We start from the raw sequence: 24,028 nt of genomic DNA, 5'->3' as shown, positions 1-24,028 counted from the left end.
TCACCCCCGGGGCCGGCCGGTCTTCAGCACCTCGATCACGCTGGCGAAGCTGTCGGAGCCGTGCCCCGCGGCCCTGGCCCGCTCCATCGCGGCCTTCAGCAGCTCGGGCAGGGCGTTGTCGACGCCTCGGGCCGCCGCGGCGTGGATCAGGTGATCGATGGCGGCGATCTGTACGTCGACGGTGGCGTCGTCGCCCGGGTAGCGGCCGGCGTCCACCTGGGGCGCGTAGGTGTTCAGGAACCCCGCCACGGCTGTCAGCCAGCGGATCGCGACGGGGGTGAAGGCCGTGGCCGGCGTCTTCTCCGCGCCGACCAGCGCGGTGCCGTGCAGCCAGCCGGTCATGGTGGACCACATCAGGCCGAGAAGCGCGGCGTCGTAGAGAGAGGCCAGTCCGGGATCGGCGCCCAGGTACACAGGGTCGCCCAGGGCCCCCAGGGTCGGCAGGTGGGCGTCGAGGACGGCACGCGAACCGCTGTACAGGAACATCATCTCGGGGCTGCCCACGCCGGGCGGGGTGGTCATGATCGCGCCGTCGAGGTAGTCGGCGCCGTGGGACCGGGCCCACGCGGCGGCCTCATGGGCCTGCTCCGGGGAGCCGGACGTGAGGTTGACCAGGGTCCTGCCCGGCAGAGTGCCGACGACGGGGTCGAGGACCGTGTGCAGCGCCTCGTAATCCAGAACGCAGACGATGGTGAGCGGGCTCGCCGCGATCGCCTCCCCGGGCGTCGCTGCCGGGCGGGCGCCCCGGTCGGCCAGCGGCCGGGCCTTATCCGGGGACCGGTTCCACACAGTGGTCGGATGGCCCCGGTCCAGTAACGCGGCGGCCAGCGCCGAGCCCATGGAGCCCAGTCCGACGACGGTGACGGCTTGGCGGTCGGTGTTCATGCGTCAGCTCCTCGCGAGTGCCGATGTGACGGGTGATCACGTCGACGAGTGATCTTGTGCACGCCACGCTCGCAGTGCGCGGCGGAGAGGAGAAGTGACACTGGTGCCGGGACTCACCAAATTCCTGCCATAGCCTTCGGGGCATGAGCGCCGGTTCTGTCGCCGTTGTCGTCACCGAGGAGATGACGGTCCCCTCATGGGACCTGTACGAACTGAGCATCCCGTGCACCGTCTTCGGGACGCCGCAACCAGACCTCGCCGACCCCTGGTACGACTTGCGGCTGTGCGGGACCGGGACGACAGCGCGGGGCGGCACGGCGGCCGGCGCCGGACTGACGCTGCGGACCCCCTACGGCCTCGACGATCTCGTCGGTGCCGACACGGTCGTCGTGCCCTCGGTGCCCGATCCCTGCGTCGACGAGGGCAGACCCCTGCCGCCGGAGCTGATCACGGCCCTGCGTCGCGCCCACGACGCGGGCGCCCGCATGGTCTCCCTGTGCACCGGCGCCTTCGCACTCGCCGAGGCGGGGCTGCTCGACGGACGTCGTGCCACCGCCCACTGGATGCACACCGCCCAACTGGCCGAGCGGTACCCGAAGGTGCAGGTCGACGCGTCCGTGCTGTACGTGGACGACGGAGATGTGCTCACCAGCGCCGGCCTGACCGCGGGGCTCGACCTGTGCCTGCATCTCGTGCGCCGCGACCTCGGTGCGCACGTCGCCAACCAGCTGGCCCGCCGCATGGTGGTACCCGCCCACCGGCCCGGCGGGCAGGCCCAGTTCATCGAGGTGTCCGTGCCGTCGAGGGACGACGAGGGACTGGCGCCCGTACTCGACTGGGCCAGGACACACCTGGACCGGCCGCTGACGGTCGCGGACCTCGCGCGACGGGCCGCGATGAGTCCCCGGACGTTCTACCGGCGGCTCCACGCGGCCACCGGCACAACTCCGCTCCAGTGGCTCCTCGACCAGCGTCTGGGGCGGGCCCGGACCCTGCTGGAATCGACGGACCTGCCGATCGAGAAGGTCGGGGAGCTGAGCGGCCTCGGCACCGCCAACAACCTTCGCCACCACTTCCTCAAACACATCGGGGTGTCGCCGAGCGACTACCGGCGCGCCTTCCCCCGCGGCCCGCCCGGGTCGACCGCCTCGCGGTGAGGGCCGACACGCTCACACACATGACGTGACCGTGCTGGTCACAGCCCCCAGAGAGCGGCTGTGACCAGCACGGTCACAACAGGCGCTAGACGATGCGGTGGACGAGTTGGTTGGTCAGCTCGTAGCGGGCGCCCACGACGGCCAGTTTCCCGGTGGCGATCCGCTCGGCGAGGTCGGGCTCGCCGGCGAGGCGGGAACGGACGGCCCGGATGTTGGCGTCGATGGTCGCGTCGATGCGGGCGTCGCCGTCCTGCGTGCGGTCGATCGTCGGGGCTATCTGGTCGGCCAGGTACTGGATGTGGGCGGGCAGCGGCTCGCCGGACAGATCCGCCTGGACGGCCGCCTTCACGGCACCGCACGACTGGTGACCGAGCACCACGACCAGCGGTATGCCGAGTTCGAGGACCCCGTAGGCGATGCTGCCCAGTACGGCCTCGTCCAGGACCTCGCCCGCCGTGCGGACGGTCATCAGGTCGCCGAGGCCCTGGTCGAAGACCAGCTCGGGGGGCACGCGGGAGTCGATGCAGCCGAGGACGACCGCGAAGGGGTGCTGACCCTTCGTCAGGCTCTGGCGGACGGCGGGGGTCTCGTCCGGGTGCCGTTCGCGGAAGGTGCGCCAGCGGCGGTTTCCCGCGGCGAGTTCCTTCAGGGCCTCCGCGGCGGTGGTGGGGCGGGCGGCGGTGCCGCGCGGGGCGGAGGCCGGAGAGGGGGCGGCGGAGGCGGGGGCCGCCGCGAGCCCCGCGCCGCCCAGGGCCACCGCCCCGGCGAAGCCGCCGCGCAGCAGGGAGCGGCGGGCGAAGGCGCGGCGGATGGATCTGAGGGGAGTGTCTTCGGAATTCACGGGGGGAACGTATGCCCGAGTCCGGACCTTGGCGCACGGGTTGCCGAATCATGGCCGTGGATGGGGAAGCCGGGGTCGAATCATGGGGAGTGCTTGACGTACGCGATGACTGCCGTTGACGTGGCGGGGCGGGGCGGGGCGGGGCGGGGCGGGGTGGGGGGGGCATCGGACAAGTACTGGGAGGACGCGGCTACTTCGAACTGACGCACCCGGACGACTTCCCGAGCCACTGGCCGAAGGGCCAGGTCGACCGGGCGTTCCCCGTGGCGAACGACCCCGGGGGCTGGACCGCGGTGATCCACCACGTCAAGGGCGGACCCAGCGATGACGAGAGCATCGGTTGCGCCGGCTTTCGGGTGGGAAGCTCGTAAACTGACGCGGGCGTACTCCCCTTGGGTGATGGGCGGTTGACGGTGCGTAAGGCGTGGGTCGTGGCGGGTGCCGTCGGTGCGGCGGGACTCAGCTTCGTGATGCTGCTCGTCGTCGGCGTGTACGTCGTCGCCGGGAACATCGTCAACGGCGTGGGCGGCAAGAGCGTGGGGCTGGCCAAGGGAGCGGTTCCGGCCGCGTACCAGGCGCTCGTGCAGAAGTGGGGCACCCTCTGCGCCGCGATCAACCCCGCACTGCTCGCCGCCCAGCTGTACCAGGAGAGCGGATTCAACCCGAATGCCAAGAGTCCGGCGAAGGCCCAGGGGATAGCGCAATTCATCCCCGGGACCTGGGCCACGCACGGAATCGACGGCGACGGCGACGGGGACCGAGACGTCTGGGACCCGAATGACGCGATTCCATCGGCCGCGTCGTACGACTGCGAACTCGCGTCGTACGTGAAGGACGTTCCCGGGGATCCCACCCACAACATGCTCGCGTCCTACAACGCCGGGGCGTACGCGGTCATCAAGTACGGGGGAGTGCCGCCGTACAAGGAGACCCAGAACTACGTGAAGACGATCACGACGCTCGCGGAGTCCTTCGCCGCCCCCGTCACCCGAGTGGACCCCTCCGAGCAGGCCGCGGGGGCCATCCACTACGCCCAGACGAAGCTTGGTACGCCGTATCTGTGGGGTGGGAACGGTACGCCTGAGCAGGGCGGACGGTTCGACTGTTCCGGGTTGACCAAGGCGGCGTACGAGAGTGTGGGGATCACCCTGCCCCGGGTGGCGAACGATCAGTACAACGCGGGGCCGCACCCCTCGCGGGACGAATTGCTGCCGGGGGACCTGGTGTTCTTCTCGACCGACCCGAACAACTCCCGGGCCATCGATCACGTGGGGATCTACGTCGGCGGCGGATACATGATCGACGCGCCCCGCACGGGGGCCGTCATCCGGTTCGACCCGATCGACACCCCCAAGTACTTCGGTGCCACCCGAGTGACCGAAGATGGCGCGAAAGCGCTGCCGACGACTGTCTGAACCGGTCCATAACCACCCCGCTGAGCTGCGGGGATGTATCTCTCTTCGGTAACGTCTGAGTGATCATTCAGTGGAGAGTGGAACGTATCAACCGGGGCCGTGCGTTCCTGTTGACGTAGCCGAGCAATGCCTGTGACCGACTGGACCGGCGGAAGCGGATCTACGACCCACGGGGGTGGGCACGAGCGGGCGTGCGTGAGGCGCGCCGGGCAGAACACGACGAAGGGGCCGCAGCACCATGGCTGGACTCGCCGCATCCGGGTCGAACCCCGACGTCGACCTGCTCTATGACATCAACGGCCTGGCCAAGGCCGCCCCGCACTGGCTGGACCGGGTCGTCGAGTTCGTCGGCGAGTACGGGCTGCTGCTGGCCATGGTGCTGCTGGTGGTCTGGTGCTGGTGGACCGTGCGGCGCCGTCCCGGGTCGGCCGAGGAGGCCGCCTCGTCCGTGGCCGCGCTGGTGTGGGCGCCGCTGGCCGCCGGGGTCGCGGTGCTGGTGAACGTGCCGATACGCGGGTTCGTGGAGCGGCCCCGGCCGTTCTACGACCACCAGGGGCTCGAGGTTCTCGTCTCCGGCAAGACCGACTACTCCTTCGTGAGCGACCACGCCACCATCACCATGGCCATGGCGGTCGCGCTGTTCGTCGCCCACCGGAAGTTCGGACTGGTGGGGCTCGGGCTCGGGCTGCTGGAGGGGTTCTGCCGGGTGTACATGGGCGTGCACTACCCGACCGACGTGGTCGGCGGGTTCGCGCTCGGTACGGCTGTGGCGTTGCTGCTGTCCCCGGTGGCCTCCCTGTTGCTCACCCCCGTCTTGAAGGCGGTGGAGCGGTCGCCCCGGGTGGGGTGGGTCGTGCGGAGCCGTTCCGCTCGGGCGGCGGCGGGAAGGGACGCGGTGGTCCCGGGAGCCCGCATGGAGGCCTCGGCCGAGGAGCGGGACCTCGCCGCGTAACCTCGGTCGAGGTGACCGGCGTCCACCTGGGTCCACCCGTGCCGCCCCCGGCGGCACGGTTGCCGGCGGCCCGCCGGCCTAGAGGCCCTGGGGATAGGCGAAGAGGCCCCTCGGGTCGTACTGCTTCTTCAGTTGGGTCAGGCGGGGGAGCGCGTCGCCGTAGTAGGCCTTCTTCCAGTTCGTCAGGTTCGGGTCCGCGTAGTTCTGGTACGCGGCGCCCGAGGCGTACGGCCGCATGGCGCCGTGGGCCGAGGTCAGCCAGGACTGGGCCGTGGTGCCGGTCGTGCCGGCGCGCCAGGAGGCGATGTACTGGGCCAGCATCCGGGAGCGGCGGTGGACGAAGGCCGTGGCCGTGGGGGAGACACGGTTCACCGCGCCGCCCAGTGCCGTGAGGGCGATGCTGCCCGAGCCGCCGCGGACGGCCGCCGTCTGCCGGAGCAGCGTCTGGATGCCGGCCGCCGACAGTGAGCGGTCGAAGAAGTCGGAGCGGGCCGCGTAGGTCTCCCGGACCAGCTTGCCCTGCGGGGAGCGGCCCGGGATCGAGCCCGGCAGGTGGCACTGGGCGTCCGTGGCGAAGGAGGAGCAGCCGGCGTAGACCTCCATGGCCTCCTCGTAGGAGCGGCGGCGCAGGGAGACGCCGGTCGCGGGGGAGCCCACCCGGTCGGCCAGGCGGTCCACGGCGTTCTGGAGCTGGCCGTAGGTGCCGATGGAGAAGGCGGCGACGGAGATCCTGGGCGTGCCGCCGGGCGTGTTCGACAGGTGGAGGGAGGACCAGATCTCGTCCGGCTGGGCCGGGCCCCACTCCTGCCAGGCCTTCACCACCGCGGCCGCCTTCGACCAGGGCCAGGAGAGGGAGCAGGTCACGGCCTGCGGGGCCGGGTGGGTCCGGAAGTGCAGCTCCGTGACCACGCCGAAGTTGGCGTTGCCGGCGCCGCGCAGGGCCCAGAACAGGTCCTTGTTCCGGATGGCGTCGGCGGTGAGCTGCTTCCCGTCCGCCGTGACGATCGTCGCCTGCGTGAGGCTGTCGCAGGTCAGGCCGTATGCCCGGGAGACCACGCCGTGGCCGCCGCCGAGGACCAGGCCGGAGACGCCGACCGTCGGACAGGAGCCCGCCGGGATCGTCACGCCCTTCGCGGTCAGCGCGCGGTAGACGTCGATCAGCTTGGCGCCGGCGCCGACCACGGCCGAGCCGCCGCTCGCGCGCACCCGGCTCAGTGCGGAGACGTCGAGAATCAGCCGTTCGTTGCCGGAGGACCAGCCGCCGTAGGAGTGGCCGCCGTTGCGGATGGCGACCTTCTTGCCGTGGGCGCGGGCGTACGCCAGGACGGTGCGGATGTCGTCGGCGTGGGCGACGTAGGCGACCGCGGCCGGCTTGAGCGCGTCGAAGCGCGTGTTGTACAGCTGCCGGGCCGCCGTCCAGGAGGCGTCGCCGGGGCGGATCAGGGGGCCGTCCAGGTCACGGGCGAGGGCCGCCCAGTTCGCGGCGGCCACGGTGCTCGTGGTCCGGAGCGAGGTCTCACTGGCCGACGCGCTCCCGCCGCCGTCCGCCGCCCTGCACGCGGCCGTCGCGACCGCCGCGACCGCGGCCGTGCCGCCTGCGATGAACGTACGCCGTTCCATGTTCCGTGCCTTCCGTCGGCTTCATGGAGCCAGACGGGGGCGGAGGGCGGCGGGTTCCCCGGGGAGGGGGAAATCGGTCGCGGGAATCGGTGGAGGGGTTCGGTGGAGAAGTTCGGTGGAGGCCGCAGCGAAAGGCCGGCGGAGGCCGGCGGAGGCCGGCGGAGGGGCAGCGACAGGTGGGCGGAAGGGCGGTGCAGGTCAGCGGGGGGCGGCCGGGGGACTCAGTCGTGTGTGTGGCCCTTCGCGTCCGCTCTGGCGAGGCTTCTCGCTCTGCGCGCCGGGCCGCGCCAGCCGCAGGTGCACCGGGCGAGACAGAAGGCGCCGTGTTCGACGGTCGTGGTGCGGTGGAGTTCCCCGTCGGTGGGGGAGGGGGCCGAGCGGTCCTGCTGGGTCACATGGACACGTTACCCAGTGCCGGTAAGGGCCTCACATGGCGACCGCAAGCCTTGGCTCACGCGTGACGGGGTCCGCCCGACCGTCGTTAACCGCAACGACAGGGGGCCCGTGACGGACGTACCGGCTGGGGGTAGACAGGCGATGGCGGAGCAGCAGCAGCGGCGGTGGGGAACGGTGGTCGTCGCGGGGCTCGTGGCCGGGATCTGTGCCGGGGCCGCCGGGTGCTCCGGCAGCGGGGCCGCCGCCGACGACGCGCCCGCGGGCGACCCGGTCGAGGCGCTGCGCCGGGCCGCCGACACACTGGTCCGGGCGGGCAGTTCGAAGGCGCGGACGTCGATGGAGATGGCCACAGGCGGGACCCGCGTGACCATCCGGGGCGAGGGCGTCTACGACTACCGCAAGCAGCTCGGGCGGTTGCGGGTCGTGCTGCCGCAGGACCCGGCCGGGACCAGCCGGCACCGGCCCATCACCGAACTCCTCGCGCCGGGCGCGCTGTTCATGAAGAACCGGGGCGCCGGAGTCCCCGCCGACAAGTGGGTGCGGGTGGAGACGGCGACGCTGTCCGACGGCAACCTGGTCACCGGCGGCGCCACCGACCCGTACGCGGCCGCCGAGGTCCTGCGGGGGACGCGCACGGCGACGTACGTCGGCAGGACGGAGCTGGCCGGGACCGAGGTGCGGCACTACCGGGGGACCGCCGACCTGGCCGCGGCCGCCGAGGAGGCCTCCGAGGGCGGCCGGGGTTCCCTGGGCGCGGCGGCGAAAGGGTTCGCCACGGCCGCGGTGCCGTTCGACGTCTACCTCGACGACGAGGGCCGCATCCGCAAGGTCCGGCACCGCTTCAGCTTCGTCAACGGCCGCCAGGCGGAGGCCGTCGCGGTCGCCTCGACGACGCTGCTGTACGACTTCGGTGCCCCCGTCGACGTACGGCTTCCGGCCGCGCGGGACATCTACGCGGGGCGGATCGCCGAGGAGTGAGCGGGCTCCGACCGCCGGGCGACGAACGGATCCGGCCAAGGGCGGGCACAAGGACTAGCCCGTCCGTGCCATGCGCGGTATGTACGCCGCTCCCTACTCTAGGAAGTCGGTGACGGCAGAGACGAGGTGATGCGCGTGGCTCTGGTCGGCGGTACGGCGGTTCAGGACCACGTGGCCCTCGCCGAGATCGAGCTGTGCGGAGAGCTGATCATCGCTGCTTCGGCGGCGGAGGAGCGGCTCAGTCTGGCGAGCATCGACGAGGTGCTGAGAGTGGCGGAGGAGCGGGACGCCTCCGGCGGCTGAGTGCCCGGCCCACGTGAGTCCGCCTGCCTGAGTCCATCGGCCTTGGTTCAGGTGCGCGAGTTCATGGGTTGCGGGTCCAGGGGAGCGGTCCGTGGGTGCGGGGCCAGGGGGGACGTACGCCTGCCTCGTGGAGGCGTACGTCTGTCACCCGGGTCACGTCCGCAGCAGGCGGCCGATCGCCTTCGTCGCCTCCTCCACCTTCGCGTCGATCTCGGCGCCGCCCTTGACGGCCGCGTCGGCGACGCAGTGGCGCAGGTGCTCCTCCAGCAGTTGCAGCGCGAAGGACTGCAGGGCCTTGGTGGAGGCGGACACCTGGGTGAGTATGTCGATGCAGTAGGTGTCCTCGTCGACCATCCGTTGCAGGCCGCGGATCTGGCCCTCGATACGGCGCAGGCGCTTGAGGTGTTCGTCCTTCTGCTTGTGGTAACCGTGCACGGCCGGGTGGGCCGGTGCGGCCTCGGGCGTGGCCGGTGCGGCCTCGGGTGCTGCCGGTGCGGTTGTCCCGGGGGCTGCCTCGGGTGCGGCGGAGGGCGCTCCCGCGCCGGCCTCGGTGGTGGTCATCGCGTCCTCCAGATATATACCCCTACTGGGTATATCGTACCGAACTTTGGCGGGTATGAGGGCCTGAGGCCGTCGCTTTGGCGGCCTGTGGACTGGACCAGCCGGCGGCCCCGTTGCCGGTCGCCCCACCCGATGGGCGACACTGGGGGACGGCCCATTAGCCGTGGCCGGATGATGCGCCTAGCATCAGCCTGACCGAAACCGATGCATCCTGAGGACCCCAAGTGCGCTTTCGTCTGACCCCCAGGGAGACGAGCTTCTACGACATGTTCGCCGCGTCCGCGGACAACATCGTCACCGGCTCGAAACTCCTCATGGAACTGCTCGGGGCGGACACCGCCGGCCGGGCCGAGATCGCAGAGCGTATGCGGGCCGCGGAACACGCCGGTGACGACGCCACGCATGCGATCTTCCACCAGCTGAACTCCTCGTTCATCACGCCGTTCGACCGCGAGGACATCTACTCCCTCGCCTCGTCCCTCGACGACATCATGGACTTCATGGAGGAGGCCGTCGACCTGGTCGTCCTCTACAACGTCGAGGAACTGCCCAAGGGCGTCGACCAGCAGATCGAGGTGCTGGCGCGGGCGGCGGAGCTGACGGCCGAGGCCATGCCGAACCTGCGGACCATGGAGAACCTCACCGAGTACTGGATCGAGGTCAACCGGCTGGAGAACCAGGCGGACCAGATCCACCGCAAGCTGCTCGCCCACCTCTTCAGTGGCAAGTACGACGCGATCGAGGTGCTCAAGCTCAAGCAGATCGTGGACGTGCTGGAGGAGGCGGCGGACGCGTTCGAGCACGTGGCGAACACGGTGGAGACCATCGCGGTCAAGGAGTCCTGACCCCTTCATGGACACCTTCGCTCTGGTCGCGACCATCGGCGTCGCGCTCTTCTTCACGTACACGAACGGCTTCCACGACTCGGCGAACGCGATCGCGACGTCCGTGTCGACGCGGGCGCTGACGCCTCGGGCGGCGCTGCTGATGGCGGCGGTGATGAACCTCGGCGGTGCCTTCCTGGGGTCCGGGGTCGCCAAGACCGTCAGCGAGGGGCTGATCCAGACACCCGAGGGCTCGAAGGGGATGGGGATCCTCTTCGCGGCGCTGGTCGGTGCGATCACCTGGAACCTGGTCACCTGGTACTTCGGGCTGCCCTCGTCGTCCTCGCACGCGCTGTTCGGCGGCATGGTGGGGGCGGCGCTCGCCGGTGGGACGACGGTCTACTGGCACGGGGTGCTGGAGAAGATCGTCATCCCGATGTTCGTCTCGCCGTTGGTCGGTCTGGGGGTCGGCTACCTGGTGATGACCGCGATCATGTGGATATTCCGGCGGGCCAATCCGCACAAGGCCAAGCGGGGATTCCGGATCGCGCAGACGGTGTCCGCGGCCGGGATGGCGCTCGGGCACGGGCTCCAGGACGCGCAGAAGACGATGGGCATCGTGGTGATGGCGCTGGTCATCGCCGACGTCGAGGACTACGGCGATCCGATCCCGGTGTGGGTCAAGATCGTGTGCGCGGTGATGCTGTCGCTGGGGACGTACGCGGGTGGGTGGCGCATCATGCGTACGCTCGGGCGGAAGATCATCGAGCTCGATCCGCCGCAGGGGTTCGCGGCGGAGACGACGGGTGCGTCGATCATGTTCACCACGGCGTTCCTCTTCAAGGCGCCGATCTCCACGACACATGTCATCACGTCGGCGATCATGGGTGTGGGTGCGACGAAGCGGATCAACGCCGTGCGGTGGGGTGTCGCCAAGAACATCGTGCTGGGGTGGTTCATCACGATGCCTGCGGCGGCGACGGTGGCGGCGTGCGCGTTCTGGATCGTGAACCTGGCGTTTCTGTAGGGGGCGGGGGTTTTCGGCGCGTGCGGTGTCTGGGCGTCGGTTGCCTGCCCGCGTGCCCGAGCGAAGGAACCCCACCCACTGCCGGACACCGTCCAGACGCACTCCACAGGTGCATCGCGACGACCTGCGGCTGTGGAACTCAGGCCCTGCGGAAGCCGCCGCGCTCGTGGCGGGCAACGGGCGCGCGGACGTGGTCGCGGAGACGGACGAGCAGGGCAGCGCCATGTCGCGGGCTGGGGGCGTCCGTCGTGAGGATGCCGACGTGAGGATGCCGACGTGAGGATGTCGTCGTAGCCACTCGTTGGTCCCGGCCGCGCCAATCCACGGATCCCTCCACCCCCTCGCAAAAACCACGGACCCGCCCCCTGGAAGTCAGGGGGCGGGTCCTTCGGCCTCGCGGTGGCACCGCCATGCAGCACCGCGAGGGGTCGGGTGGGGCGTCGGCTCAGCCGAAGCGGCCGGAGATGTAGTCCTCCGTGGCCTGGACCGACGGGTTGGAGAAGATGCGCTCCGTGTCGTCGATCTCGATCAGCTTGCCGGGCTGGCCGACCGCCGCGAGGTTGAAGAACGCGGTGCGGTCGGAGACGCGGGCGGCCTGCTGCATGTTGTGCGTGACGATGACGATCGTGAAGCGTTCCTTCAGCTCGCCGATCAGGTCCTCGATGGCGAGGGTCGAGATCGGGTCGAGGGCCGAGCACGGCTCGTCCATCAGGAGGACGTTCGGTTCCACGGCTATCGCACGCGCGATGCACAGCCGCTGCTGCTGGCCGCCCGAGAGGCCCGAGCCGGGCTTGTTCAGGCGGTCCTTCACCTCGTTCCAGAGGTTCGCGCCCTTGAGGGACTTCTCGACGATGTCCTGCAGTTCGCTCTTCTTGTAGTTGCCGTTCAGGCGCAGGCCCGCGGCCACGTTGTCGAAGATCGACATCGTGGGGAAGGGGTTCGGGCGCTGGAAGACCATGCCGACCTCGCGGCGGACCGACACAGGGTCGATGCCCTGGCCGTACAGGTCCTCGTCGTCCAGCAGGACCTTGCCCTCGACCCGTCCGCCGGCCGTGACCTCGTGCATGCGGTTCAGGGTGCGCAGGAACGTCGACTTGCCGCAGCCGGACGGGCCGATGAACGCCGTCACCGAGCGCGGCTCGACGGTCATCGAGATGTCCTCGATCGCCTTGTGGGAGCCGTAGTACGCGGTCAGTCCGCTCACGTCGATTCGCTTGGCCATGTCTCTACTTCACTTCCAGATCGGTCGGTCGCTGATTGGCCGCGTCAGCGACCGGACTTCGGGGCCTTCCAGCGGGCGATCCCGCGGGCCAGCAGGTTGAGGATCATCACGAAGGCGATCAGCGTCAGCGACGCCGCCCAGGCGCGGTCGTACGCCGCCTGTGAACCCGCGCTCTGCGCGTACTGCTGGTAGATGTACAGGGGCAGGGACGCCTGCGCGCCCTCGAAGGGGTTCGCGTTGATGAACGGGTTGCCGAAGACGAGGAGCAGGACGGGGGCCGTCTCGCCGGCGATACGGGCCACCGCCAGCATGACGCCCGTGATGATGCCGCCGACGGAGGTCGGGACGACCACCTTCAGGATCGTGCGCCACTTCGGGACGCCGAGGGCGAGAGAGGCCTCGCGCAGCTCGTTCGGGACGAGCTTGAGCATCTCCTCCGTCGAGCGGACGACCACCGGCATCATCAGGATCGCCAGGGCCATCGAACCGGCGAAGCCGAAGGGCTGCATGTCGAACATCAGCATGAGGCTGAGGATGAAGAGGCCGGCCACGATGGACGGGATGCCCGTCATGACGTCCACGAAGAAGGTGACCGCGCGGGCCAGGTTGCCCCGGCCGTACTCCACCAGGTAGATCGCGGTGAGGATGCCGATCGGGGCGCCGATCAGGGTGGCGAGGCCGACCTGTTCCACGCTGCCGAGGATGGCGTGGTAGATGCCACCTCCCGGCTCCGAGTCGGCGACCACGCCCATGGAGTGGGTCAGGAAGTAGACGTCCAGGACCTTCACGCCGCGCTGGACCGTGGCCCAGATCAGCGAAGCCAGCGGTACGACCGCGATGAGGAAGGCGACCCAGACCAGGGCGGTGGCGATACGGTCCTTGGCCTGGCGGCGGCCCTCGACGCGGGCGGCGATGCCGTAGGTGCCGAGGACGAACAGGAGACCGGCGATCAGTCCCCACTGGATGCGGCTGTGCAGGCCGGCGGCGAGGCCGATGGCGACCGCGACGGCGACGGAGGCGGCCGCGATGGCCCAGGGGCTCCACTTCGGCAGGCTGGCGCCGCGCAGGGTGCTGGGGCGCTTGGCGGTGACGACGGCGTTGCTCATGCGTTGGCCCCCGAGTACTCCTTGCGGCGGGCGATGATCGCGCGGGCCGCGCCGTTGACCAGCAGGGTGATGACGAACAGGACCAGACCGGAGGCGATGAGCGCGTCCCGGCCGAACTCCGTCGCCTCGTTGAACTTGCTGGCGATGTTCTGGGCGAAGGTGCCGCCGCCCGGGTTGAGCAGGCTGGCGTGGATGTCGAAGTCGGGGGAGAGCACCGTGGCCACCGCCATCGTCTCGCCGAGCGCGCGGCCGAGGCCGAGCATCGACGCCGAGATCACGCCGGAGCGGCCGAAGGGCAGGACCGCCATGCGGACCACTTCCCAGCGGGTCGCGCCCAGCGCCAGGGCCGCCTCCTCGTGGGTCTGCGGGACCTGGCGGAAGACCTCGCGGCTGACGTTGGTGATGATCGGCAGGATCATGATGGCGAGGAGGATGCCGACCGTGAGCATCGAGCGCGGGGCACCCTCGTCCCAGGAGAAGATCCCGGTCCAGCCGAGATAGTCGTTCAGCCAGCCGAACAGGCCGTCGAGGTGCGGCACGAGGATCAGGGCGCCCCACAGGCCGTACACGATGGACGGGACGGCGGCGAGCAGGTCGATCACGTACGCGATGGGGCCGCGCAGCCGGCGCGGGGCGTAGTGGGTGAGGAACAGGGCGATGGCGACCGCGATCGGGACCGCGATGACCATGGCGATGATCGAGGAGACCACGGTGCCGAAGGCGAGGACGGCGATGCCGAACTTCGGCGGAACCAGGTTGGTGTTCCACTCGAAGGCGGTGAGGAAGTTCGCCTCGTCCTTGCTGATGGCGAGCGTCGCCCGGTAGGTGAGGAAGACCGCGATCGCGGCCATGATCGCCAGCAGCAGGATGCCCGACCCGCGGGAGAGCGCGAGGAAGATCCGGTCACCGGGCCGGGTGGCGCCGCGGGCGGCCCGCTTCTGCTCGGCAGGGCTCGGCGGCGCGAGGGGAGGGGGTACGTCGTCTGTTGGCTTGCGCGTCGTTATGTCCATGGGTTCTCCGGTCTGCGGAGCCGCTCGTCGGTGGGCGGCTCGGGCGGGGCCGGGTGTGCGGGCGGCCCCTGGCGGCGGTGCACCGGATGGTGCGGTCCGCGCCGGGTTCCGCCGGCGTCGGACCGCACCTTCAGATCAGCTCAGGCCCTCGATGGTGGTGCGGACCTTGGTGATGATGGAGTCGGGGATCGGCGCGTAGTCGATGCCGGAGAGGATGCCCTGGCCCTCCTCGCTGGCGATGTAGCGCAGGAACGCCTTGGTGGCGGGCAGGCTGTCGGCCTTGTTGCCCTTGTCGCAGACGATCTCGTACGTCACCAGGGTGATCGGGTAGGCGCCGTCGGCCTTGGTGGCGTAGTTGATCTTCAGCGCGAGGTCGTTGCCCGTGCCGACGATCTGGGCGTCCGCGATGGCCTTGGTCGCGCCGTCGGAGGAGGCCTTGACCGGGGCGGAGGCGCCGGTGTCGATGGCGACCGTGCCGAGGCCGTCCTTGGCGTACGACAGCTCCATGTAGCCGATGGCGCCGTTGGTCTGCTTGACGCCCTGGGCGACACCGGAGGAGCCGGACGCGGACTGGCCGCCCTTGGCCTGCCAGGCCTTGCCGCCGGAGTAGGGCCAGTCGCTCTTGGCGGTGGCGATCAGGTACTTGGTGAAGTTGTCCGTGGTGCCCGACTCGTCCGAGCGGTGGTACGGCTGGATCTTCAGGTCGGGCAGCTTCGCGTCGGGGTTGAGCTTCTTGATCGCCGCGTCGTTCCAGTTGGTGATCTTGCCGTTGAAGATCTTGGCGATCGTCGGGGCGTCCAGGACGAGGTTGTCCACGCCCGAGACGTTGTAGGCGACGGCGATCGGGCCGCCGACCATCGGCAGGTCGATGCCCTGGCCGCCGGAGCAGATCTTCTGGGAGGCGGTGACCTCTTCCGGCTTCAGCGCGGAGTCGGAACCGGCGAAGGCGACCTGGCCCTGCGTGAACGCGGTGACACCGGCGCCCGAGCCGGAGCCCTTGTAGTTGACCTGTACGCCGTTGCAGGCCTGCGTGAAGTTCTTGACCCAGGCGTCGATCGCGTTCTTCTGCGCGGAGGAGCCGTCGGCGAGCAGCTGGCCCTTGGCGTCGTCACACTTGACGGACCCGGCCGCGGCGGTGGCGGAGGAGGTGCTGTCACCGCTGCCACCGGTCTCGTCGGAGCCGCACGCCGTGAGGGCCAGGGCGCCGGAGACGGCGAGAGCACCGAGGGTGAGGGCCCGCCGGTTCATGCGCTGAAGCTTCACTTGAGGGAGATCCTTCCAGGAGCCGCCGTCCTGAATCCGGCGGCGTGCGAGGTCTGGGTGGCGCGAGCGCGCCCTTCAGGCCGCGCGCCGCACCGCGTAAGGCCGAAACTAGGCAGATCAGGTGAAGCCGCCTACGGGCACACATGAACGCGAGGTGAACCCCTGTGGACGGTGCGGTTAGGTCACGGAACGCTCACGCCGAGGACACGGCGTGGTTCCGGATCACGCGGGGTGCAGGGTGTGCAGCAGAGCGTCCACGAGGGTGCGGTCCCTCGGCTGGGTGAGGCGGGCGCGGGCGGCCGTGGGCGACAGCCACAGGACGCGGTCCACCTCGTCGTTCGGGGTGAAGCCGCCGGAGACGGACTCGGCCGCCCAGTAGCGGACCTCCTTGGGGCGGCCCTGGGCGGAGTAGCGGACCGTGGGGAGCGGGGCGCCGGGACGCGCGGTGTAACCCGTCTCCTCGGCCACCTCGCGCACCGCGCCGGCCAGATGGTCCTCGCCGCGCTTCAGCTTGCCCTTGGGGTGCGACCAGTCGTCGTACTTGGGCCGGTGCACCAGACAGATCTCCAGCTCACCGTCGACCGGCGAGCGGCGCCACAGGACGCAGCCGGCCGCCTGGACGGGAGTCTCGTGGGGGGAGCTCACCGGGTCACCGCCTCCTGGTTCGGACTGGTCCCCGTTCCGGGTCGGGTACGAGTTCCCGGGGGCCGGGCTAGGACGCGCCCGTGCCGATGGGCTGTTTCTGCCACGAGCGCTGGAAGGCGTACCGGGCCGCCTCCACCTCGTGCCGCTGGTCCGCGTGCAGCACACCGAGCGCGTACGCCGTCGCCGGGGCGATGCGGGGCGTGCGGGCCGCATGGGCCGCGGCGGCCGCCGCCTCGGAGGCGTCGCGGTGCCGGTCGAGGGCCTGTCCGGCGCAGAGCAGCCGCCCGTCGAGGGGGGCGCCGTCGGCGTCGAGGGCGTGCAGGACCTCCAGGGCGTAGCGGTGCAGCCGCAGCAGCAGGCGGACCTGGTGCCAGGGCGCGTCCTGCGGGTGCGGGGCCGGGTCCGGGGACAGTCCGTGGACCAGGGCCTCCGCGTTGTACGGGTGTCCCGCGGTGACCAGCGGGAGCGCGGCGACGGCGTCCGCGAGGCGTTCCTCGGCGGCGGCGGCGAAGGGGCGCAGGTCGGTGGTGGCGGCGGTGCGGGTGAGGGGGACCTCGCTGGCCAGGACGGCGACCTTGTCGGCGACGGCGTGGAAGCGGGAGGAGCCGAGGGCCTGGAGGGCGGTGGAGTGGGCCCGGGTGCGGGCCAGGGTCAGCTGGCGGTCCAGCAGGGCGCCCGCCTTGGCCGCGCCCACGGTGAGGCTGCCGCGGTCCGGGGCGGCCGGGTGGGCGGTGCCGGACGCCGCGGGGTGGGCGGCCGCTCCGGCGGTACGGCCGCCGCCCGTGGCCGGGGAGGCGCCGGTGCCGGTGGCCGTCGCGCTCACGGCGGTACGTCCGCCGCCCTTACCGGCGGACGTGGCGGGGCCTGTCCCCGGTGAGGCGCCAGGGCCGGTGCCGGTGCCGGTCGAGGATGCTCCGGTCGCGGTGCTGGAGCCGGTGGGGGCTGTCCCGGTCGGGGCGTTCGGGCCGGTGGGTGCTCCGGCTGAGGGGCCGGGGCTGGTGGTGGATGCTCCGGCTGAGGGGCCGGCTCCGGTGGTGGGTGTCCCGGTCGAGGCGCCCGCTCCCGTCGTGGACGACGCCCCCGCCGACGTGCCGGCGGCCGTCGCGGACACCCCGGCCGGGGTGCCGGCGCCCGCGGCCGCGCTCGCCCCCGACGCACGTGACGGGTTCCCCGTTCCCGACGCACGTGATGGGTTCCCCGTTCCCGACGGACGTGAGGGGTTCCCCGTCCCCGCCTTCTGCGTCGGCAGCACCGGGGCCCCCGACAAGCGGTGCAGGGCCAGCAGCAGCCGTTCCAGACGGGCCTCGCAGGCGTGTTCCAGGGCCAGCGTGCCGGACACCCAGGCCAGTTCGGGGCGGATCTCCTCGGACCAGTCGGGGTCGAGGAGGGGACGGAAGGTGTGCAGGCTGCCGCTGATGCGGCGGGCCGAGCGGCGCAGGGCGCGGGCCGCGTCGACCGAGTCCCCCGTGTGCGCCGAGCCGTTCGACGCGCCGCCGCCGGTCTCCCGGTGCAGGCGCAGCGCGCGGAGGAACTCCGTGGCCTGGGCCCGGAGGTAGGCCGCGAGGACGTCCCCCGTCACGGACCCGGCCGCGGAGTCCGTCAGGTCATGGTGTCGCTGTGCCACGCCGGCGCCTCCGGGCGTCTATGAGCATCTCCTGGACGTTGCGCAGGGGCCCGCCGTCCGCGTCGGTGGCGTGCCGGGTCCACTCGCCGTCCGGACCGAGGTGCCAGGAGGCGGTGGTGTCCGACATGCCGGTCTCCAGCAGCCGGTTCAGGGCCGCGCGGTGGGCCGGGTCGGTGACCCTGACCATGGCCTCGATACGGCGGTCGAGGTTGCGGTGCATCATGTCCGCGCTGCCGAACCACACCTCGGGCTCGCCGCCGTTTCCGAAGGCGAACACGCGGGAGTGCTCCAGGAAGCGGCCGAGGATCGAACGGACGCGGATGTTCTCCGACAGGCCGGGCACGCCCGGGCGGACCGCGCAGATGCCGCGCACCCAGACGTCGACGGGCACACCGGCCTGGGACGCCCCGTAGAGGGCGTCGATGACGGCCTCGTCGACCATCGAGTTGACCTTGACGCGGACGTAGGCGGGACGTCCGGCACGGTGGTGCTGGACCTCCTTGTTGATCCGCGAGACCAGGCCGTCGCGCAGCGACTTGGGGGCGACCAGCAGCCGGCGGTAGGTCTCGCGGCGGGAGTAGCCGGAGAGCCGGTTGAAGAGGTCGGAGAGGTCCGCGCCGACCTGCGGGTCGGCGGTGAGCAGGCCGAGGTCCTCGTAGAGGCGGGCCGTCTTCGGGTGGTAGTTGCCGGTGCCGACGTGGCTGTAACGCCGTAGCGTCTCGCCCTCCTGACGGACCACCAGGGACAGCTTGCAGTGGGTCTTCAGGCCGACCAGGCCGTAGACCACGTGGCAGCCGGCCTCCTCCAGCTTGCGGGCCCACTTGATGTTGGCGTGCTCGTCGAAGCGGGCCTTGATCTCGACCAGGACGAGGACCTGCTTGCCGGACTCGGCGGCGTCGATGAGCGCGTCCACGATCGGGGAGTCGCCGGAGGTCCGGTACAGGGTCTGCTTGATCGCGAGGACGTCCGGGTCGGCGGCCGCCTGCTCCAGGAAGGCCTGGACGGACGTGGAGAAGGAGTCGTAGGGGTGGTGCAGGAGCACGTCGCGGCTGCGCAGCGCGCCGAAGATGTCCGGCGGGGACGCGGACTCGACCTCGGCGAGGTCGCGGTGGGTGCCGGCGATGAACTTCGGGTACTTCAGCTCCTGCCGGTCGAGGCTGCTGATGCGGAAGAGGCCGGTGAGGTCCAGGGGACCCGGCAGCGGGTACACCTCGGCCTCGCTGATCTTCAGCTCGCGCACCAGCAGGTCGAGCACCTCGCGGTCGATGGACTCCTCGACCTCCAGGCGCACCGGCGGCCCGAAGCGGCGCCGCATGAGCTCCTTCTCCAGGGCCTGGAGCAGGTTCTCGGCGTCGTCCTCCTCGACCTCCAGGTCCTCGTTGCGGGTGAGGCGGAAGGCGTGGTGCTCCAGCACCTCCATGCCCGGGAACAGCTCCTCCAGGTGGGCGGCGATGACGTCCTCGAGGGGGACGTAGCGGCCCGGGGAGCTCTCCAGGAAGCGGGACAGCAGCGGCGGCACCTTGACGCGCGCGAAGTGCTTGTGGCCGCTGACGGGGTTGCGTACGACGACCGCGAGGTTGAGCGAGAGACCCGAGATGTACGGGAACGGGTGCGCGGGGTCGACCGCCAGCGGGGTCAGGACCGGGAAGATCTGGTGCCGGAAGAGCGTGAAGAGCCGGGCCTGCTCCTTCTCCGTCAGCTCGCTCCAGCGGACCAGGTGGATGCCCTCCTCCGCGAGCGCGGGGGCGACGTCCTCGTGGTAGCAGGCGGCGTGCCGGGCCATCAGCTCGCGGGAGCGGGCCCAGATCATCTCCAGGACCTCGCGCGGCTGGAGGCCGGAGGCGGAGCGGGTGGCGACGCCGGTGGCGATACGGCGCTTCAGACCGGCCACCCGGACCATGAAGAACTCGTCGAGGTTGCTCGCGAAGATGGCGAGGAAGTTCGCCCGCTCCAGGAGGGGCGTGTTCGGATCCTCGGCCAGCTCAAGGACGCGCTCGTTGAACGCGAGCCAGCTGCGTTCCCGGTCGAGGAAACGACCCTGCGGCAGCTGGAGCCCGTCCTGCCGCGACTCCTCGTACATGTCGAGGTCGGAGTCGATGTCGGGTTCCAGGTCGGAGACCGCGGCGGCCACGGTGTGCGGGCGGTGCGCGGCTATGGAGCCCACGGAGGGCTGGGGGTGCTGGACCTGCGCCTGGGTCTGCTGGACCTGTGCCTGGGTGTGCTGGCTCATGGCCCCATTGTTCCGCGCCGCCACCCTGACGGGCGCGTCGGAACGTGCGGGCGGGAGCGCGGCAACGTTCCCGGCGCGGTGATTCGCCTGTGGGGGCGGCGAAGGCTCGGGCACGGCGGGGTTCATTGGCCGAGCGTCGCAAGGTCGTCTGAACCGATGGTTACGGAGACATGGCGTGTGGGATATCGGGGGGCGGCTCGCGGGGGTGGGACGGCTCGCGGGGGTGGGGTGGTGGTGTGGAGCGCTGGGGGCTTGTGGGGTGAGCGGTGGCGTGGGGTGCTGGGGGCTGACAGTGGTCGGGCGGTCGTAGGCGGGTGCTGGGGCTACTTGCGAGGGTCGCGACGCGGCACCGGGCGGGCGTACGTCCCTCGTGCCGGGGGAGGCGCGGGGGAGGGACGTACGCAGGGCGGGCCGGGGATCAGGCCGTGCCGCGGCGCAGGACGCGGAAGGCGGCCACGGTCGCGAGGGCGGCGACGGCGAGGACGATGCCGGTCTCCACGAGCTGGAGCGGCCAGAAATGGGACTCGGGGTGGTACGTCGTGTAGAAGCCGGTGACGCCCCGGTCGTCCAAGCAGCGGTGGCGGAACCCGGCCGTGCCCTCGCACTGCCAGAACTGGACGTTCGGCACACGGCGGCCGTGGACCAGGGCGCCCGTCTCCAGATGCCACGCGGTGTCCGGCGGTTCGAGCACCTGGGCCGCCGAGGAGCGGGACACCGCGGGCCACAGGGAGGCGCGGTACTCCGCCAGGACGCGGACGAGCAGCCACGTCACGGCGACGGAGACGCCGAGCGCGGGCAGGGCGCGGCGCAGCAGGAGCGCGGTGAGGGTGCCGACGGCGACGGCGCACAGGGCGTACGCGACCGCGACGGGGCCGCGGGCCACGAACTCCTGGCCCTCCATCCAGCCTGTGCCCATCAGGAGGTCCCCGTCGGCACCCCAGACCCAGCGGTACGCCAGGACCAGGGTGGTCGCGCCGGCGGTCACGGCGAGCCCGGGGACGGCGAGCTTGGCGGTCAGCCAGCGGGCGGGCGAGACGCCCTGGGCCCAGGCGAGCCACGCGGTGCCGTTCTCCAGCTCGCGTCCGATCAGCGACCCGCCCGCGAACGCGGCGACGGCCAGGAAGGCGTGGGCGGACAACAGGCCGATCCCGCCGACGTACTCGCCGAAGCCGAAGGTGCCGAACGCCGGGTCGCACCAGTCCTGGCCCGCGCTGTCGCAGTTCTCCAGCCGCGTGCGTTCCTCGCCCGCGGTGACCGCGGTGAGCCACACCAGCCAGCCGGTCAGGCCCAGCACGGCCAGCCCCCAGAGGAGCAGCGCGGCGCGGTGCAGACGCAGGACGGTGCGCACGGTGCCCCAGTGGCGTGCCGGGCCCACGGTGCCGCTGCCGGTGGTGCGGGTGGCGACGACGGCGGTCATACGGCGGCCTCCCGGCGGGCGCGTGGAGTGGCCGTCGACCGCCTGAGCAGCAGGAACGCGGCCAGGGTGAGGGCGGCGGCGACGGTGAGGACGAGGGCGGTGGTGGTGAGCTGCAGGGGCCAGTAGTGCGACTCGGGGTGGAAGGTGACGTAGAAGCCGGTGACGTCGAGCCTGTCGTACACATCGGCGCAGCCGTCGACGTACGACGGCCCGCAGCCGGGGTCGGCGATGTGCGCGCCGGTGGAGGTGACGAGGCCCGCGTCGACCTGGACGCCGTCGTACAGGTAGCCGTCGTTGCGGCTGGTGACCCGGGTGACGGCCGGCCACAGGTGTGGCATGGCCAGATCGGACAGGACCCGGAGGGCGGCGGTGACGCCCAGGCCGAGCAGCAGCGCGGGCAGCGTACGGCGCAGCAGCAGGCCCGCGAGGGCGCCGGCGGCGAGGCCGGCCAGGGCGAGGGCGACCGTGAGGGGGCTGTTGGCGTGCAGGGTCGGGTTGTCGTACCAGGTCTTGGCGGTGTCGATGCGGCCTTGGCTCGCCGACCAGGCGAGGCGGTGCAGCAGCACCAGCAGACTCGTGCCCGCGGTGACCAGGACGGCGGGGACGGCGAGCTTGACGGTCAGCCAGCGCAGTGGGGACATGCCCTGGGTCCAGGCGAGGCGGGCGGTGCCGCTCTCCGTCTCGCGGCCGACGAGCGCGGCGCCGGACCAGGCGGCGACGAGGAACGGGAGGGCGTTCAAGGGGATGTTCGTGTACGTGTACACGTCCTTGAAGCGGAGGATCGCGTCCTGGTCGTAGAGGCACGGGCCGCCGTCGCGGCAGGCGTCGTACTGGCGCCAGCCCGCGGCGGCGGCGTCGGTGAGGGGACCCCACAGCCACAGCAGGGCCAGGGCGAGGAGGGTGACGAGGACGGCCCAGACGTAGAGGGCGGGGCGGTGGAGACGCAGGAGCCAGCGGAGGTGGTGGCGGGTGGCGGTGAGGCCGTCACCGGTCCTCGGGCTCATCGGGGTTCTCGGGGTCCTCGGGGCCGGGGAGGTCCGGGAGGTCTTCGAGGCCGGGGTGTTCGCGGGCTCCGGGGGCTCCGGTGCGGGAGTGGCGAGGCCGGTCATGCGGCGGTCTCCTCGGGCGTCGCGGGGACCAGGGGTGCCGCCTGGGGATTGCGGAGGTAGGCGAGGACGAGTTCCTCCAGGGACGGGGGCGTGGGGCGCCAGGCGTCGGGGAGGGGGCCGGCCGGGCGCAGGAGCGCGGTGAGCTGGCGGCCGGTGACCCGCTTCTCGACGACCGTGTGCGGGGTCAGGTCGGCGGGCTCCGCGGATTCGGCGGACTCTGCGGATTCGGCGGACTGCGCGGACTCCGCGGGCTCCCTGGGCGCGCTCACGCGCGCGTGGGCGTCGAGCAGTTCGTCGATCTCGCCGGCCAGCCGGATCCGGCCGCCGCCGACCAGCAGGAGGTGGTCGCAGGAGTCCTCCAGTTCGGCGACGACGTGCGAGGACATCACGATCGTGGTGCCGTGCTGCGCCGCCTGCGCCATCAGGGTGCCCATCAGCTCGTGCCGGGCGAGCGGGTCGAGGTCGGCCATCGGCTCGTCCAGGAGCAGCAGCTCCGGCCGCTTGCCGAGGGCCAGGGCGAGGGCGACGCGGGTGCGCTGGCCGCCGGAGAGGGCGCGGATCCTCGCCTTGGGGTCGAGATCGCCTGCGGCAACGATCCGCTCGGCGGTCCCGGCGTCCCAGCGGGCCGGGTTGAGATCGGCGCCCACGAGCAGCGTCTCGGCGACCGTGAGCTGCGGGTACAGCGGCTTGGCCTGGGCGACGTAGCCGACACGCGTGCGTGCCGACGCCGGATCCGTGCCGAGGACGGTGACCGTGCCCTCGGAAGGGGCCAGCAGACCGGCGGCGAGGGCGAGGAGCGTGGATTTTCCCGCCCCGTTGGGTCCGACGACGGCACAGACGCGCCCGGCGGGCAGCCGGAACGTGCAGTCGCGCAGCGCCCAGCCCCCGCGCCGGCCGAAACGCTTGCCGAGCGCGGTGGCCGCCATGGCGGTGTCGGTCATGAGGGGTCCCCCTGGGAGTGCTGGTCGTGGTCGGCGAGGTGTCCGCCGAAGTGCTGGTCGAGTACGGCGGTGAAGAGCGCGGCGACGTCGTCACGGTCCAGGCCGGCCGCACGTGCCCTGGCGGCCCAGGCGTCCAGCTCGGTACGCAGGGGCGAGTCGGCCGGGGCGGTGCTCAGCCCGCGCCGCACGAAGGTGCCGAGACCGCGGCGGGCCTCGACGAGTCCGTCGCGTTCCAGCTCGCGGTAGGCCTTCAGCACGGTGTTCGGGTTGATGGCGGTCGCCTCGACGACCTCGCGGGCCGTCGGCAGCTTGTCACCGGGGCGCAGCATGCCGAGGCGGAGGGCCTGTTTCGTCTGCTGGACGATCTGGATGTAGGTGGCCACGCCGCTGTGCCGGTCGATGCGGTATTCGACCACTTCGACAACCACCCTTTCACTAATTGAGTAGTGAAAGGGTGGTGGAAGGGGGGTGGGTCCGTCAAGGGGGTCTCGGAGGGCTTGGG

23 protein-coding genes and 1 pseudogene are annotated in these 24,028 nt (G+C 71.5%); 7 read left to right on the top strand and 17 right to left on the bottom strand.

Annotated features, from left to right (window positions below):
• Positions 1-885, bottom strand: coding sequence for an NAD(P)-dependent oxidoreductase (locus ACF1A1_RS24995; RefSeq protein ID WP_392002856.1), 885 nt, complete (start codon positions 883-885; stop codon positions 1-3).
• A 143-nt stretch (positions 886-1,028) separates the two neighbouring features.
• Here ACF1A1_RS24995 and ACF1A1_RS24990 point away from each other — a divergent pair, with 143 nt between their 5' ends.
• Positions 1,029-2,042 carry a GlxA family transcriptional regulator gene (locus ACF1A1_RS24990; protein WP_392002854.1) on the top strand — a complete coding sequence of 338 codons (1,014 nt, stop codon included), beginning with the start codon at positions 1,029-1,031 and terminating at the stop codon, positions 2,040-2,042.
• Between the two features lie 85 nt (positions 2,043-2,127).
• On the opposite strand, the gene ACF1A1_RS24985 is transcribed toward ACF1A1_RS24990, so the two are convergent.
• Positions 2,128-2,883, bottom strand: coding sequence for a carbonic anhydrase (locus ACF1A1_RS24985; RefSeq protein ID WP_392002852.1), 756 nt, complete (start codon positions 2,881-2,883; stop codon positions 2,128-2,130).
• A 407-nt stretch (positions 2,884-3,290) separates the two neighbouring features.
• On the opposite strand from ACF1A1_RS24985, the gene ACF1A1_RS24980 reads away from it, so the two are divergent.
• Together ACF1A1_RS24980 and ACF1A1_RS24975 are read left to right on the top strand one after the other, a co-directional pair.
• Positions 3,291-4,298, top strand: a complete 1,008-nt coding sequence (locus ACF1A1_RS24980; RefSeq protein ID WP_392002851.1) for an NlpC/P60 family protein — start codon at positions 3,291-3,293, stop codon at positions 4,296-4,298.
• A 238-nt stretch (positions 4,299-4,536) separates the two neighbouring features.
• The gene (locus tag ACF1A1_RS24975; RefSeq protein ID WP_392002849.1) at positions 4,537-5,250 is read left to right on the top strand and encodes a phosphatase PAP2 family protein; all 714 of its coding nucleotides are present in this window, start codon (positions 4,537-4,539) and stop codon (positions 5,248-5,250) included.
• Between the two features lie 78 nt (positions 5,251-5,328).
• Here ACF1A1_RS24975 and ACF1A1_RS24970 read toward each other — a convergent pair whose 3' ends face one another.
• Together ACF1A1_RS24970 and ACF1A1_RS24965 are read right to left on the bottom strand one after the other, a co-directional pair.
• A complete protein-coding gene (locus tag ACF1A1_RS24970; protein WP_392002848.1) occupies positions 5,329-6,870 on the bottom strand; it encodes an FAD-binding oxidoreductase in 1,542 nt (513 codons plus the stop codon).
• A 221-nt stretch (positions 6,871-7,091) separates the two neighbouring features.
• The gene (locus ACF1A1_RS24965; RefSeq protein WP_392002847.1) at positions 7,092-7,265 is read right to left on the bottom strand and encodes a hypothetical protein; all 174 of its coding nucleotides are present in this window, start codon (positions 7,263-7,265) and stop codon (positions 7,092-7,094) included.
• A gap of 142 nt (positions 7,266-7,407) precedes the next feature.
• Here ACF1A1_RS24965 and ACF1A1_RS24960 point away from each other — a divergent pair, with 142 nt between their 5' ends.
• Both ACF1A1_RS24960 and ACF1A1_RS24955 read left to right on the top strand, forming a co-directional pair.
• Positions 7,408-8,244 (top strand): hypothetical protein, encoded by an 837-nt coding sequence (locus ACF1A1_RS24960; protein ID WP_392002845.1) that lies wholly within the window; start codon positions 7,408-7,410, stop codon positions 8,242-8,244.
• Positions 8,245-8,379: 135 nt separating this feature from the next.
• Entirely contained in the window at positions 8,380-8,547 is a 168-nt protein-coding gene (locus tag ACF1A1_RS24955; protein WP_392002900.1) for a hypothetical protein, read from the top strand.
• Positions 8,548-8,700: 153 nt separating this feature from the next.
• On the opposite strand, the gene ACF1A1_RS24950 is transcribed toward ACF1A1_RS24955, so the two are convergent.
• Entirely contained in the window at positions 8,701-9,108 is a 408-nt protein-coding gene (locus ACF1A1_RS24950) for a metal-sensitive transcriptional regulator (RefSeq protein WP_392002843.1), read from the bottom strand.
• A 224-nt stretch (positions 9,109-9,332) separates the two neighbouring features.
• On the opposite strand from ACF1A1_RS24950, the gene ACF1A1_RS24945 reads away from it, so the two are divergent.
• Both ACF1A1_RS24945 and ACF1A1_RS24940 read left to right on the top strand, forming a co-directional pair.
• The gene (locus ACF1A1_RS24945) at positions 9,333-9,953 is read left to right on the top strand and encodes a DUF47 domain-containing protein (protein WP_392002842.1); all 621 of its coding nucleotides are present in this window, start codon (positions 9,333-9,335) and stop codon (positions 9,951-9,953) included.
• A 7-nt stretch (positions 9,954-9,960) separates the two neighbouring features.
• Positions 9,961-10,959: an anion permease gene (locus ACF1A1_RS24940; RefSeq protein WP_392002840.1), complete on the top strand. Its 999-nt coding sequence runs from the start codon at positions 9,961-9,963 to the stop codon at positions 10,957-10,959.
• Positions 10,960-11,404: 445 nt separating this feature from the next.
• Here the strand turns inward: ACF1A1_RS24940 and pstB are convergent, their stop codons facing one another.
• The 12 genes and pseudogenes from pstB to ACF1A1_RS24880 form a co-directional block, all read right to left on the bottom strand.
• Complete coding sequence (gene pstB / locus ACF1A1_RS24935; RefSeq protein ID WP_392002838.1) at positions 11,405-12,181, bottom strand: phosphate ABC transporter ATP-binding protein PstB; 777 nt, start codon at positions 12,179-12,181, stop codon at positions 11,405-11,407.
• A gap of 44 nt (positions 12,182-12,225) precedes the next feature.
• Positions 12,226-13,287: a phosphate ABC transporter permease PstA gene (gene pstA, locus ACF1A1_RS24930; protein ID WP_392002837.1), complete on the bottom strand. Its 1,062-nt coding sequence runs from the start codon at positions 13,285-13,287 to the stop codon at positions 12,226-12,228.
• On the bottom strand, positions 13,284-14,297 hold the full coding sequence (gene pstC / locus ACF1A1_RS24925) for a phosphate ABC transporter permease subunit PstC (protein WP_392002835.1): 1,014 nt from the start codon (positions 14,295-14,297) through the stop codon (positions 13,284-13,286). Before pstC ends, pstA begins: the two co-directional genes overlap by 4 nt.
• A gap of 135 nt (positions 14,298-14,432) precedes the next feature.
• On the bottom strand, positions 14,433-15,560 hold the full coding sequence (gene pstS, locus ACF1A1_RS24920; protein WP_392002833.1) for a phosphate ABC transporter substrate-binding protein PstS: 1,128 nt from the start codon (positions 15,558-15,560) through the stop codon (positions 14,433-14,435).
• Between the two features lie 222 nt (positions 15,561-15,782).
• A complete protein-coding gene (locus ACF1A1_RS24915; RefSeq protein WP_392002832.1) occupies positions 15,783-16,205 on the bottom strand; it encodes an NUDIX hydrolase in 423 nt (140 codons plus the stop codon).
• Between the two features lie 67 nt (positions 16,206-16,272).
• Complete coding sequence (locus tag ACF1A1_RS24910; protein ID WP_392002899.1) at positions 16,273-17,316, bottom strand: CHAD domain-containing protein; 1,044 nt, start codon at positions 17,314-17,316, stop codon at positions 16,273-16,275.
• Between the two features lie 156 nt (positions 17,317-17,472).
• A pseudogene (locus ACF1A1_RS24905) lies at positions 17,473-17,784 on the bottom strand (CHAD domain-containing protein); the annotation flags it as partial.
• Positions 17,785-17,809: 25 nt separating this feature from the next.
• Positions 17,810-20,185, bottom strand: coding sequence for an RNA degradosome polyphosphate kinase (locus ACF1A1_RS24900; protein WP_392002830.1), 2,376 nt, complete (start codon positions 20,183-20,185; stop codon positions 17,810-17,812).
• Positions 20,186-20,477: 292 nt separating this feature from the next.
• The gene (locus ACF1A1_RS24895; RefSeq protein ID WP_392002828.1) at positions 20,478-21,476 is read right to left on the bottom strand and encodes a hypothetical protein; all 999 of its coding nucleotides are present in this window, start codon (positions 21,474-21,476) and stop codon (positions 20,478-20,480) included.
• Positions 21,473-22,585, bottom strand: coding sequence for an ABC transporter permease (locus ACF1A1_RS24890; protein ID WP_392002827.1), 1,113 nt, complete (start codon positions 22,583-22,585; stop codon positions 21,473-21,475). Before ACF1A1_RS24890 ends, ACF1A1_RS24895 begins: the two co-directional genes overlap by 4 nt.
• Entirely contained in the window at positions 22,582-23,526 is a 945-nt protein-coding gene (locus ACF1A1_RS24885) for an ABC transporter ATP-binding protein (protein WP_392002826.1), read from the bottom strand. Before ACF1A1_RS24885 ends, ACF1A1_RS24890 begins: the two co-directional genes overlap by 4 nt.
• Positions 23,523-23,942 carry a GntR family transcriptional regulator gene (locus ACF1A1_RS24880; RefSeq protein WP_392002898.1) on the bottom strand — a complete coding sequence of 140 codons (420 nt, stop codon included), beginning with the start codon at positions 23,940-23,942 and terminating at the stop codon, positions 23,523-23,525. Before ACF1A1_RS24880 ends, ACF1A1_RS24885 begins: the two co-directional genes overlap by 4 nt.
• Between the last annotated feature and the right edge of the window lie 86 nt (positions 23,943-24,028).

Source organism: Streptomyces sp. NPDC014995 (assembly GCF_043080745.1).
In the GTDB taxonomy this organism is placed as follows: domain Bacteria; phylum Actinomycetota; class Actinomycetes; order Streptomycetales; family Streptomycetaceae; genus Streptomyces.
This window is presented reverse-complemented; position numbering and strand designations above follow the sequence as displayed.